The 13138-nt window shown below is 37.9% G+C and carries 8 protein-coding genes; 3 read left to right on the forward strand and 5 right to left on the reverse strand.

The genetic code is table 11. The features are described 5' to 3' along the window. Positions 1-4 precede the first annotated feature (4 nt). Complete coding sequence (locus ACFSTE_RS07115) at positions 5-1789, reverse strand: chloride channel protein (RefSeq protein WP_176028515.1); 1785 nt, start codon at positions 1787-1789, stop codon at positions 5-7. Positions 1790-1920: 131 nt separating this feature from the next. Further along, positions 1921-3669 (reverse strand): aspartate--tRNA ligase, encoded by a 1749-nt coding sequence (aspS, locus tag ACFSTE_RS07120; protein ID WP_176028516.1) that lies wholly within the window; start codon positions 3667-3669, stop codon positions 1921-1923. A 345-nt stretch (positions 3670-4014) separates the two neighbouring features. Here aspS and ACFSTE_RS07125 point away from each other — a divergent pair, with 345 nt between their 5' ends. Further along, positions 4015-6945 carry a SusC/RagA family TonB-linked outer membrane protein gene (locus ACFSTE_RS07125; RefSeq protein ID WP_378257394.1) on the forward strand — a complete coding sequence of 977 codons (2931 nt, stop codon included), beginning with the start codon at positions 4015-4017 and terminating at the stop codon, positions 6943-6945. Between the two features lie 11 nt (positions 6946-6956). After that, positions 6957-8282 (forward strand): RagB/SusD family nutrient uptake outer membrane protein, encoded by a 1326-nt coding sequence (locus ACFSTE_RS07130; protein ID WP_378257392.1) that lies wholly within the window; start codon positions 6957-6959, stop codon positions 8280-8282. Positions 8283-8371: 89 nt separating this feature from the next. Here the strand turns inward: ACFSTE_RS07130 and ACFSTE_RS07135 are convergent, their stop codons facing one another. Further along, positions 8372-8791: a CBS domain-containing protein gene (locus ACFSTE_RS07135; RefSeq protein ID WP_176028519.1), complete on the reverse strand. Its 420-nt coding sequence runs from the start codon at positions 8789-8791 to the stop codon at positions 8372-8374. Between the two features lie 73 nt (positions 8792-8864). Between ACFSTE_RS07135 and ACFSTE_RS07140 the strand changes: the two genes are divergently transcribed. Then, on the forward strand, positions 8865-9041 hold the full coding sequence (locus ACFSTE_RS07140) for a hypothetical protein (protein ID WP_176028520.1): 177 nt from the start codon (positions 8865-8867) through the stop codon (positions 9039-9041). A gap of 134 nt (positions 9042-9175) precedes the next feature. On the opposite strand, the gene ACFSTE_RS07145 is transcribed toward ACFSTE_RS07140, so the two are convergent. Together ACFSTE_RS07145 and ACFSTE_RS07150 are read right to left on the reverse strand one after the other, a co-directional pair. Continuing rightward, positions 9176-9544 carry a hypothetical protein gene (locus tag ACFSTE_RS07145; RefSeq protein WP_378257376.1) on the reverse strand — a complete coding sequence of 123 codons (369 nt, stop codon included), beginning with the start codon at positions 9542-9544 and terminating at the stop codon, positions 9176-9178. Beyond that, on the reverse strand, positions 9531-13130 hold the full coding sequence (locus ACFSTE_RS07150) for a DUF6443 domain-containing protein (protein ID WP_378257374.1): 3600 nt from the start codon (positions 13128-13130) through the stop codon (positions 9531-9533). The genes ACFSTE_RS07145 and ACFSTE_RS07150 overlap by 14 nt, the downstream gene beginning before the upstream one ends. Positions 13131-13138 lie beyond the last annotated feature (8 nt).

Genomic DNA, 13138 nt, shown 5'->3' on the forward strand with positions numbered 1-13138 from the left:
TTTTTTATCGGGTAAAATTAATCAACTTTCTTCTATATACGGTAAGGAGTTTTGATTTAGAAATAAATCCATAATATTGGTCGTTTTTGAGAACAGGAAGATTCCAGGCTCCTGTATTTTGAAATTTTTTCATAACTGTTTTGGCAGCATCTTTTTCAAGTTGTATAACTTCTTCTGCTTGTCTCATTAACATTTCTACAGTGGTGGTTTTATAAAGCTTGGTATCAAACATGATCTCCCGGATATCATCTAGTAATACAATTCCTAAAAGAGCATTGTGTTCATCTACTACGGGAAAAATATTTCGGTTGGATTTAGCAACTGCTTTATGGAGTAGTTCTTCCAGTGTTTGATTGGGAAGTACGGAGATAAAATTCGTTTCTACAATGCTTTCTATATTTAGAAGGTTAAGAACTGTTTGATCTTTATTATGAGTAAGGAGTTCTCCTTTTTCGGCCAGTTCCCGGGTGTATATTGTATAATGAACACTACTTCTGGAAATGCTGAAAGAGATAGCAGCCGTGATCATTAGGGGAACGAAGAGTTCGTAGCTGGTAGTAATTTCTGCAATTAGGAAGATGGATGTTAATGGGGCATGTAGTACTCCTGCAATCAGACCAGCCATTCCTAGAAGGGTGAAGTTGGCTTCAGATACTTGTATTCCGATACCTAGATTATTAATCACTTTAGAAACCACATTGCCTAAGGCACTACCCATTACCATAGTTGGGATAAAGATACCTCCACAACCACCTGCAGCAAAAGTAGTGGTCATTGCGATTGCTTTGAAAATAGTGATCCCAAAAAGGAGTGCAATAGCCACCCAAATATTACTTTTGGGAATATCAAACGGAGTTTTTCCCAAGGCGGTAACATGATCTTCGTGCAATAAATTGTTGATAAACCCCAGACCTTCTCCATATAAGTTGGGAATAAAATATAGCATGATTCCAATGGCAATTCCTCCGATTAATAAGCGATGTAATTTGTTCGAAAACTGATTGAAAAATCGCATAATGCCGAAATACATTTTGGTGAAGTAAATAGAAGCAAAAGCGGTTCCTATACCTAACAAAATGTAAAAAGGAGTATCATAGATGCTGAAAGTTTCTAATACCTCAAATTTAAACAATACTTCATCCCCTAGAAAAAAGTAGGAAGTGATAATTGCAGAAACAGAGGCGAGAAGTAATGGTAGTAAGGAAACCAGTGTGAGATCCAGACTAAAGACCTCTACAGCAAAGACCAATCCAGCCAGAGGGGATTTAAACACAGCAGAAATAGCTCCGGCTGCAGCACACCCGATCAACAGAATTCTTGTTTTTCTATCCATGTGGAATAATGTACTGATGTTCGAACTGATAGCAGCTCCTGATCCGATAGCAGGTCCCAAAAGCCCAACAGAACCACCAAATCCAACAGTAATAGGAGCAAGAAGTAATGGGAAATATGATTCCATATGTTTCATAATACCATTTTTTTTGGATAAGGAAAAAAGAATAGAAGGGATTGCCGAAGTAATTTCTTTTCTGAACAAGTACTTTGTGAGAGTAAAGACGATAAAAAGACCGGCAACAGGAATAATAAAATAAAAGGAAGATTGCCAGGAGATAATATCACTTTCCAGAATGTCCTGTAGTAAGTGAGTACTGTTTTTTAGGAAAACAGCTCCTAATCCCGAAAGAAAACCAACAAGAATACTTAGTAATAGAATAAAATTTTTATTGGAGATATGTCGATATCTCCAGATAAGAAAACGATATAATATGTTCTTTTTTGATGATCCCATATGATAACTGCTACCAGAACAATATACAATTCGTATTGGTATAAAAAGGAAATATATAAAGATAGCAGCCTTCGGGGAGATCTGCTAATCGATATGAAAAAAAATCCCGCCGGATAAGGCGGGATCGTTTTTTATAGATCTAATTTGATGTTTAGTTCTTTTAGTTGCTCGCTGTCCACATTGGCAGGAGCGTCGATCATTACATCTCTTCCGCTATTGTTTTTGGGGAAGGCGATAAAGTCGCGAATGGTTTCTTGTCCACCCAGAATTGAAACCAGTCGGTCAAATCCGAAAGCAATTCCTCCGTGAGGAGGAGCTCCATATTGGAAAGCATCCATTAGGAAACCAAATTGTGCTTTAGCTTCTTCAGGAGTAAACCCTAAATGGTCAAACATTAACGCTTGTGTTTCCTTATCGTGGATACGAATAGATCCACCTCCGATTTCGTTTCCGTTCAGAACCAAATCGTATGCATTAGCTCTTACTTTTCCGGGATTCGTATCTAGTAAAGGAATATCGTCCGGTTTTGGAGAGGTAAACGGGTGGTGCATTGCGTGATATCTCTCTGTTTCTTCATCCCACTCCAGTAATGGGAAATCGACTACCCATAAGGGGGCAAATTCTTCAGGATTTCTAAGCTGTAATCTTTCTGCTAGTTCCATACGAAGTGCACTTAATTGCGAACGCACTTTATTAGCCTCTCCTGATAGTACACAGATCAGATCTCCAGGAACTGCTCCTGTTTTTTCTGCCCATTTTTTTAAGTCTTCTTGATCGTAGAATTTATCTACAGAAGATTTAAAACTACCATCTTCATTATATTTTACATATACCATGCCCTGGGCGCCTATCTGCGGTCTTTTTACCCAGTCAATGAGTTTGTCAATTTCCTTTCGGGTATATGAAGCCCCACCGGGAACTGCAATAGCTACTACTAAATCAGCCTCATTAAATACTTTGAAATCTTTGTGTTGTGCAATAGCATTTAGTTCTCCGAATTTCATCCCGAAACGGATATCAGGTTTGTCATTTCCATAGGTCTTCATTGCTTCATCATAGGTCATTCTTGGAAATTCTGTGATGTTCACTCCTTTGATTTCTTTGAGAAGGTGTTTGGTTAGCCCCTCGAAAATAGAAAGAATATCTTCCTGTTCTACAAAAGCCATTTCACAGTCAATCTGTGTAAATTCCGGTTGTCTGTCAGCTCGCAGATCTTCGTCTCTAAAACATTTTACAATCTGAAAATATTTATCCATCCCTCCGACCATCAATAACTGTTTGAAAGTTTGAGGAGATTGAGGAAGTGCGTAAAATTGCCCCTCATTCATTCGAGATGGAACGACAAAATCTCGTGCCCCTTCGGGAGTAGATTTGATAAGGTAAGGAGTTTCTACTTCAATAAAACCTTCTTGAGATAGGTAGTTTCTTACCTTCATACCTACCTGATGACGAAACAGTAGGTTGTTTTTTACCGGATTTCTGCGAATATCCAGATACCTGTATTTCATTCGGATGTCTTCTCCTCCGTCTGTAGTATCTTCAATTGTAAAAGGAGGAACCAGTGCTTCATTAAGAACGGTTAACTCTTTTACTAAAATCTCTATGGCTCCAGTAGGAATGGCGTCGTTTTTAGATTCCCGCTCAATAACATTCCCTTTTACCTGAATAACAAATTCACGTCCCAGCTTTTTCGCTTTTTCAGTAACGTCCTTGGGAGTTCTTTCCTCATCAAATATCAATTGTGTAATACCATACCGATCTCGAAGATCGACCCATATCATAAATCCTTTATCACGTATTTTTTGAACCCACCCGGCAAGAGTGACTTCTGTATTGATATCTGAAGAGCGTAGTTCGCCGCAAGAATGACTTCTGTACATAGTTACTTAGTATTAAAGCTGCAAAAATAAGAAGATTTACCCGATAATCGAGAGTTGAATGCCCTTAGACTTGTCTCGAAATTAAAAATCATTTCCAATGGATCACCTCATGTATTTGTGACGAGGTGGTTTAGTAGTAAAAATAGAGTTTCTGAATAGTGAGTATAAAGTGTTTTTTTAGAAGAAATTTTGGGAATTTTAGACAAGTTAAATTTTTATCTTTTTAATCTTTTTAATGGTGTTGTGTTAATTTTTAACACAAAAAACTAACAAATGTTAGGTGTGGTGGGTAATTTTTTAATAATAATTTAATAGATTTAACATGAAAATTTAAAATAGGTTATTATGAAAAAACAAACAAACCGTAGCAAGGGGGCTTTGCTATTGCTATTTTTTCTGCCTGTGTTAATGTTTGCGCAGGAAACCATCACAGGAAAAGTAGTCAATGTAGATGCAGGTGTAGGGGCCTCATTTATGAATGTAGTGGAAGATGGAACCAATAATGGAACCGCTACAGATATTGATGGTAATTTTAGTCTTAAAGTAGCAAAACTACCCGTAAAATTAAGAGTATTTGCATTAGGGTTTTCTACAAAATTTGTGAATGTAACTACTGCTGGACCGATCACTATTCAGGTGACGGAGTCTTCCGAATCTTTAGATGAGGTAGTTGTTACCGGGTTAGCATCTTCGGTAAAACGAAGTAATCTGGCCAATGCAGTTTCCACGGTTACCTCCGAGGAACTTGTAGGAAATACAGGGCAGACAACCGTAGACGGAGCTTTATATGGGAAAGTAACGGGGGTTAATATTACATCATCTTCTGGAGCACCAGGAGGAGGATTTGCATTGCGTTTACGGGGGATATCTTCTATTAATGGAAACAATCAGCCATTGGTTATTGTTGATGGAGTGTATGTGAATAATGTGGAGATACCTTCGGGCTTGAGATTTGCTTCTGGAGGAAACAGAGGAAATGAAGAAAATGCAGCAAATAGATTAGCGGATTTAGATCCGAATGATATTGAAAATATAGAGGTTTTAAAAGGATCTTCTGCAGCAGCGATATATGGGCAAAGAGGAAATGCCGGAGTTGTGATCATTACCACAAAACGAGGTAAAGGAGGAAGGACAAAAATTAGCTTTAGTCAGGATAGTGGGTTTAACGTAATTCAGAATAAATTAGGGTTAAGACCTTGGACAGCCCAGACAGTTGAAGATGTTTTTGGGGCAGAAGAAAGAGCTAAATATGATGCTACCATTGCAGCTAATGGAAAACTGTTTGATTATGAAGATGAGATTTATGGAAATACTGGGTTTATATCAGATACGAGGATTAGTGCTACCGGAGGAAATGAAAAAACAAAGTTTTATGTAGGAGGATCCTACAGAGACGAAGAAGGAATTATACAAAATACAGGATTTGATCGTCTTTCGCTGCGAGCAAATATCGATCATAGAATTTCGGATGTATTTGATTTTACCTCTACTACCAATTATGTAAGAAGTGGTTCTAGTCGTAGTTTTACCGGAAATGAAAACGAAGGAGGATTGAGTTATGGGTATACCTTGGCATTTACCAGACCTTGGAACAACTTATTTCCGGATGCAAATGGGAATTACCCTAATAACCCTAACTATTCAGGAAACCCCATCTTTGTAAGAGATCAGGCAAAGAATGAAGATAGTAACAACAGAATTATCCAGGGATTTAAATTAAATACTAAATTGTTTACCAATGATATTCACCGGGTGCGTTTTATCGTAAACGGAGGGGTAGATTATTTGGCGAATGAAACCTATGTATATGTACCAGAGACCCATCAAGCACAAATAGGAGGACAAGGGGGATTTATTGCACAGGGGAAAAACAACTTTACACAGTTTAACTCTCAGGCTATTGGAGTATGGGATGTACAGGCGATTCCCGATGCATTAGATATAACGACACAATTAGGGGTTACCTATTTAAAACAAGAAGGAAATTTGGTTAATAGCAGAGGGTCACAATTAACAGCCGGGCAGACCAATGTAGATCAATCAGTGAATCAGGTGATTGATCAGTTTCTTTCAGAGGAAGAAGATTTTGGGTATTTTACTCAGGTAGAAGGAAATTATAAAGATCAGTTTATTGCTACTTTGGGGTATCGATTGGACAAGTCATCCAGAAATGGAGATCCTAATAAGCTTTACGGGTTTCCAAAAGCTTCGTTAGCAGTCAATTTAACCAACTTCGATTTTTGGAGTCTGGATGCTATTAATCAGTTAAAGTTTAGAGCAGCTTATGGAGAGACGGGAAATCCTGCAGCATTTGGAGCTACGTTTACAAGTCTAGGAGCTTCTAATACAGGAGGTAATGGAGGAGTTGTTGTTGCGGGCTTAAAAGGAGATCCGAATGTAGAGCCGGAAACCGCAACGGAATTTGAGGTAGGGTTCGATATGGGAATATTACAAAACCTAACTCTTGAAGCTACCTACTATAATAAGACGGTTAGAGATTTGATCTTATCAAGGGCGCTACCTGCATCTGCTGGATTTACCAGAGAAACAACCAACCTGGCAGACCTGAGAAACTATGGGTTGGAATTGGCCCTTCGAGGGGATGTTTTTGATCAGGAAAACTTTCGATGGAACACCGGAGTTCAGTTTTACTTAAACCGATCTGAGGTAACCAGATTAGACGTTCCTGCTTTTGCTCAAAATGGAGCCGGTTTCGGTACAGGATTAGGGACTTTTTATATAGAAGAAGGAAAACCAGTAACACAGCTAGTGGGTAGTATAGATGGAGAATTACAACAAGTAGGGAATGTAGAACCTGATTTTCAGATGTCTTTCAATAACCAGTTTACTTTGTTTAAGCAATTAGATCTGTCGTTCCTATTGCAGTGGAAACAAGGAGGAGATAACCTAAACTTGTCTAGATTTCTTACTGATTTAGGGCAAACCAGTCCTGATTTAGATACTCCTGAAGGACAGGCGCGATTGGCTTCTGCAGCAAATGCTTTGCGTTTTGTAGAAGATGCCAGCTATGTGCGATTAAGAGAAGCGGCAATATATTACAGATTCCCGTCACAACAGGTTAAAAGCTGGTTTGGAGAAGTGGTAAGTGATATTAAACTAGGATTGTCTGGAAGAAACTTATTTACAATTACGGACTATAGTAGTTACGATCCTGAAGTTTCTGTAAATGGTGGAGCAGGTTTATCTAGTGGAATTGAGGTAACGCCATTCCCTAGTTCAAAACAGTATTACTTACACCTAAATGTTAATTTTTAATAGTAAGCGTGATGAAATATATTTTAAAAAATACAATAAAATACATAGCAGTAGGAGCTTTTGCTATGACAGTCACCTCATGTACTATTGATGAGGTGGTAGATCCTAATGGACCTAGTGTAGAAGGAGTGTTGAGTAATGCATCTAAAACACAGCTAAATGAAATTGCCGTAGGAGTGGAGTCAAGTTCCAGAAACGGAATGGGAGTTGAAGTAACCGCAAGTGGAACTATGGCAAGAGAGTTTTATGTGTTTGATGCAGATCCCAGAAATACAGGAGATTTATTAGGTAAAAATGGAATAAGTCTGGATAATAACTCTTTTTACAGTACTTCTCAGTGGACTGGAAGTTACAATTGTATTAAAAATGCAAACTTGCTGATCGATGCTATTGCCAATACCACAGCAGTAAATGATCAGGAAAAAGCAGGATATCTAGGATTTGCCAAGACGATGATTGCGTATGAATTAATTCAGTTGATAAAGTCTTATGGAAAGGCAAGAGTAGATGTTTCCGACCCCAATAACCTGGGAGCGATACTGGAAGAAGCTGCGGTTCTTACAGAAGTAAGATCGTTGCTTGATGAGGCAAAAACAAATTTGGAAGGAGCAGGAGATGCTTTTGAATTTTCGTTAAGTCATAGTTATAATACACCAGAAAAGTTTATCGAGTTTAACCGTGCAATAGCTGCTATTGCAGCAGTATATTCCGGAGATGGGAATGCTGCTCTGACAGCACTAAATGATTCCTTTTTTAATTTGAGTGGAGATCTTAAGGAAGGACCAAGATTTAATTTTGGTCTTGGAGGGGGAGATCGTGCTAATCCGGTATTCAAAGTACCATCAGAATCGGCAGAAAAACCTAATAACGGGGACCAGATTATTGTACATGATAGTTGGATTACCGAAGCAGAAGCAGGAGATACGAGAGTAACCGAAAAAACGGCCGTACGACCAGATCCAACAACACAGGATGATCTTAGTGGAACCCATGAAACCAGATTGTATGCATCTAATGTGGCACCAATTGATATCGTAAGAAATGAAGAATTGATATTGGTTTATGCAGAAGCAAATATTTTAGCCAATGATCTGGGAGAAGCAGAAACAGCTCTTAATGTAATTAGAAATGCGGCTGGACTTCCTGATTATAGTGGAGCACAGACAGCAGATGCCTTAACAACAGAAATGCTGAATCAGCGTAGGTATTCATTGTGGTGTGAGAATCACAGAATGTATGACCTGAGACGTTATAACTTGTCTGACACGTTACCTATTGATAGAACAGGAGATCAGGTATTTAATGTGTTTCCGGTACCATTATCAGAAAATAACTAAGAAATTAATTGGAGTATTGATAAAAAAAGCGCCACATTTTGTGGCGCTTTCCTTTTGTAAATATCTAGGGCTTAGCGATAAGGATATTTCTAAAATTGTTCTAGTAAAAAATTGATTAGATCTGTAGTAGTGACAATCCCTACCAGTTTGCCATGATCAATTACCGGCAATGCGTGAAACTCTCTCATTGATAAAATCTCGGCAACCTCCTTGATCGTAGTTGTAGAACTAACGCTAACCAGGTTTTTTGCCATAACCTGCTCAATTGTAAACATTTCATATACTACAGTGTCTACTTCATTGGTTTCTACATTAACGGCATCTGCGAAACTGATACGCAACAAATCTGTATAACTTAGCATTCCTATAATAGCATCTCCGCTCACCACGGGAATATGACGTATGTTATGTTCCTTAAAGAGCTTCTCAGCCGTTTCTAAACCATGGGTGTGATTAAGGGTGATGACATCAGTAGTCATAATCTTGGATATTGGTGTTCTTTTTTTCATGCTCATTACTTTTAATTTCTATTCTAAAAGTACTATCGGATTCTTAGATTAAGTATGATAAATGTCAGCTTTGATGGGTTCTATAAAATTTTTTTTGATCAGCGGAGGGAATGAAGATCAAATTACCGATGAAGAACTACTACAACAGTTTAAAGAAGTACAGCTGCTAGATAAAGAAGACAAGCATCTGATTAAAACTTTTATTGATGCCTTTCTGACAAAACGTAAAGTGCAAAAACTGGCGCAATAAAAAAACCAGCTATATCTCTATAACTGGTCTTTATATTTATCTGCTTACTCATATGAAAGTCCGAGTCGCAGACTCGAACTAGCGCATACAATAACCCAGCGGGGGTGGCTTTTTAATGGTCTTTAATTGTAAAATTATTTGTTCAAGATTTTCCTTCCACTAAAATACATTAAGTATATTCCTAAAAAACCTAGTATAGATAAAGATATTGCACTATACCAAAGTAATAAATGATTTAGTGGTCCATCTGTAATGGACAGCCACATCATACCAATTGATACAATAGCGAGTAAGTATTGAGCTGTTTTTTGTTTTTTTAGCATAAATAGACCCAATAACCCCAATAAACATAGCCCCCATTTAATAAAAGTAGTTCTATTACTTTCATAAAAAGCTTCTGTTATATCAGAGTATTCGGGATTCATTCTCTCTATAAAAAAATGTACAATATCAATAAATAAAAAGACAATTATAATGATATTTATGAGCCTAGTTTTGTTCATCTTCCTTTTCTTTTTGGTTTTTCTGATATTCATTTACTCTTTTTACAGCTGCATCATATTCTTTTCTATCTGTAAATTTTCGATAAGCAAATGTTCCATCTTTCGTTTTAATAGAAATTATATACTCTGTAGACGTTTCTCCATCTTCTGTTTTTTCATAACTGAACCCTAAAAATGTATTTCCTCCAGCTTCTACACTTAAAGTCTCCGTAAAATCAGTTACTCCTTCTCTTTTAGGATTATATGTGTTAGGGTCATCACTAAAATTTAAACCTAATCCCCAATATCTATCTCGCATATCGTCTTCACCATAAACAGATCTTAAATAATTACCAAATCTAACTGCCGAATCCTCTCTAGCTTTTCTATCTGTAATTCTACGACCTAAATCGTGATCATATGCGTGGTTTATTTCGTGCCCTGCAACATAAGTACTACCTGGTGCTCCTCCATCAATACTAAACCTCCAAACAGATGAAGGATAATAAATAGTTCTTGCTCTTCCTATTTCTCCTTTACCATCATAAGCTGAATTCGATGACCAAAATACACTTCGCATTGTATAATTTTGAGAAGACCCAATCAATCTATCTAATCTTTCTTGCCCTTTATTGGTGGCTGCAATTTGAGCTAACTTCCTTAAGGCGTCACTAGTATTGTTTCCTATAATTATTCTCTCTCCATCAGGGTCAACATATAATATAGGATTGTTGGCTGTATAATTATATGGAGTAAAGTCTCTATACTTATCAGCTAAAGGATCAATGTTCATCCATCTACCTAAAGAAGCCTCATAATTTCTCGCACCATAATCTATCCAGTTAAGACCTAATTCGTTCTGTTCTTCTTTACCATTGTATCCGTAAGGATGTTCCCTACCAGTAATCGTATTATTGTACCCTTGATGTTCAAGTCCAAAAGGATAGTAATGTTTTTCCTGTTTAATTTCAGAAGTTGAGATACTCCCATTGTTATTGGTATCTGCATAGGATAATCTGATATTTCCTAAATGATCTTTGTACTGGTATACATAAGTATATCCATTTGTATCAGGTTCTACATAGCCCTCAGGATGGTTAAAGAATTTCAGGCTACCATTTTTATAGACGAAGTTACCTGCATAATCTGTCGTTGTTAAAGAACTTCCCTCTGTTACCGTCTTTCTTAGTTTGGTACCAGTGGCATCGTAAATATAATTAATATTTCCTCTTCCTGCCAGCATTATCTGTTTAGGTAAGTTTAAGTAATTATATTGAATCTCTGTAATTCCTTTATTGCCATCTCTGGTCATATTCCCATTGGCGTCATAGGTATAGTCATCCTCTGTATTGGTCCCATCTGTAAACCCAAAAGTTTTATTTCCGCTATCCGTTACCTTTAGTAATTTGTTTCCTTCATTATAGGAATACACTAATTTATCCATTGCTCCAAAGGCAGTGGCAGTAGCATTGGTATGCCCGTTTCTGGTAAGGGTCTGGATATTCCCATTTTTATCATAGGTGACCCCTAAGAGGTTATAACTTCCTATATTGGCATATCCGGCAGTGATCCGGTTTAAATCATCATACTGATAGGAATAAGAGCGTTTGGTGTTGTCACTGGCAGTTTTCCAGAGCGTCTCGCTGATATTTCCATTGTATAACTCATCAGCTTTGGAAGCATTTTCGGTCACCCTGTTATAGTTAATCCCAAAGGCAAACAGATCTGATCCCAGATTGTTGACATCATTGATCCCGGTAAGCCACCCCCGTACATTATAGCTGTAATCTACCGTTTGTAATTCGTTCCCTACCTTTTTAGCGATGAGTTGCCCTAACTCATCATAGGTATTACTGGCAATGGTTTCTGTATATGTTCCAATGCTTTGTTGTTGGGTAAGCAAACGTCCCATATGATCATAGGTAAAGACATCCGTTGTTACAATGGGTGTATTATTCCCTTTGGTATGTGTAGTTTTCAAGCGCAGTACCTTGCCTGTAAAATCCAATTCATACTCCATAATATCAGTGGTATTCAGATATGGGTTTACCGTTTTGACATAGATAGGTCTGGCTTTATCATCATAGTACGTAATGGTGGTAATCCAGGCGTCTGTATCCAGTACTTTTACCTTACTGGCTGTGGCTAAGGATTTTGTTTTTGTCGTACTCTCTACTCCATAAGCCGTTACTAAGTGGGTATTAGTGAATCCCTGATAAGTGTCGTAATACTGAATGGTCAACAGTTCCAGTCCAGTGGTAGGAAAATTGTCATTGGAATAATAGTTTTCCTGATTGATACTGACATGGGATGTTTTTCGCTCGTAGTTTTGCGTTGCTGTTTTATCTTTAAAGAGCGTACGTAACTGTGTTACTGTCTGACCCTGTGGGGCAGTATAGCTACCTGTATACGCTACTCGCCCCAGTGCATCGTATTTGGTAAACAACCATCTATTCGCCGCTCTGAGCAAACTGTCCTGTGTCAGTACCGGTCGGTCCAAATTGTCATAGACAATATACTCCCATCCTTTTCCGGGAATTTTCTTTGTAATCAGCCGGTTGCGATAATCGTAGGTATATTGATAACACAGTTCTGCAAGCTCTGTAGCAGACACCCCGTCACTAACAACTACCTTGGGAGGTAGTACAAAACTTAAATTACCAAATCTATCATATACATAATAAGTATCATGCGCTTCTGATGCAGTATAGGTTCTTTTTAGAACCATCTGTCCCTGTTTGTTTTTATATTCTCTGGAGGTATGGTTATCTCCATCAGCTCTAGTCCAGTTTTCATCTTTGATAATGGTAACCAGCAGTTGATTGGGAGCATAGTTTCCATTTTTACGAAGTACTGGTTTTTCAGTATCCCCAGCTGTAAATGTAACTTCAAACAGCGGAATATTTGCCTGATTTGTTGTCCAGTCAGTTTTGATGGTATGATCAGCTGCCATGGCACTGATTTCACTGTTAGCTTTCCAGGCTGTTCCCGGAGCCGCCTGTTTGATCACCCGGTTTAAAGGAGAGGGTTCAAAAACACTTTCTGAATAGGCATTGACACTAGTATCTGTAAAATCCTGCGGGTAGTTACTTTTATAATATGCATCAATATCTGTAGCCACATTCACCGTTTTATAGGCTCCGGTAGCAGTAGTGGATACAAAGGGTAAATACTGTTTGCTCTGTCTTCCATAGCCGTCATAAGTGATATGTGTTACAATATCCTTATGATTGGGAGATTGCCCGATCCCGATTTGCTGAATCGGACGCCCTAAACCATCAAAATACTGTACCTGTTCTTGTATGTTCTTTATATCCAGAACATCTGGTAAAGTAGTATATGGTTTCTGTGGTGTTCGCACCCAAACATAATTCTGATCACTAAGTGGATAAAAGGTAGGAAGAATAATTTTAGCAGAAAATGATGTTCCTGCTTGTATCCAAGTAGTTGGTTTCAGAACAATAGCTTGAGAAGCTTGAAGGTTTCTTTCTGCCTCTGGAGTACTACTGTTAATCGTTTTATTGTGTATCGTTACTGTTGGTGGTATTTCCTGAGCTGTTATATGGATTGCTATTAGCAGTAGCCATAATAGGATATTATTTTTCATAGAGTATT

The sequence above is a fragment of the Aquimarina hainanensis genome (assembly GCF_042684685.1).
In the GTDB taxonomy this organism is placed as follows: domain Bacteria; phylum Bacteroidota; class Bacteroidia; order Flavobacteriales; family Flavobacteriaceae; genus Aquimarina; species Aquimarina hainanensis.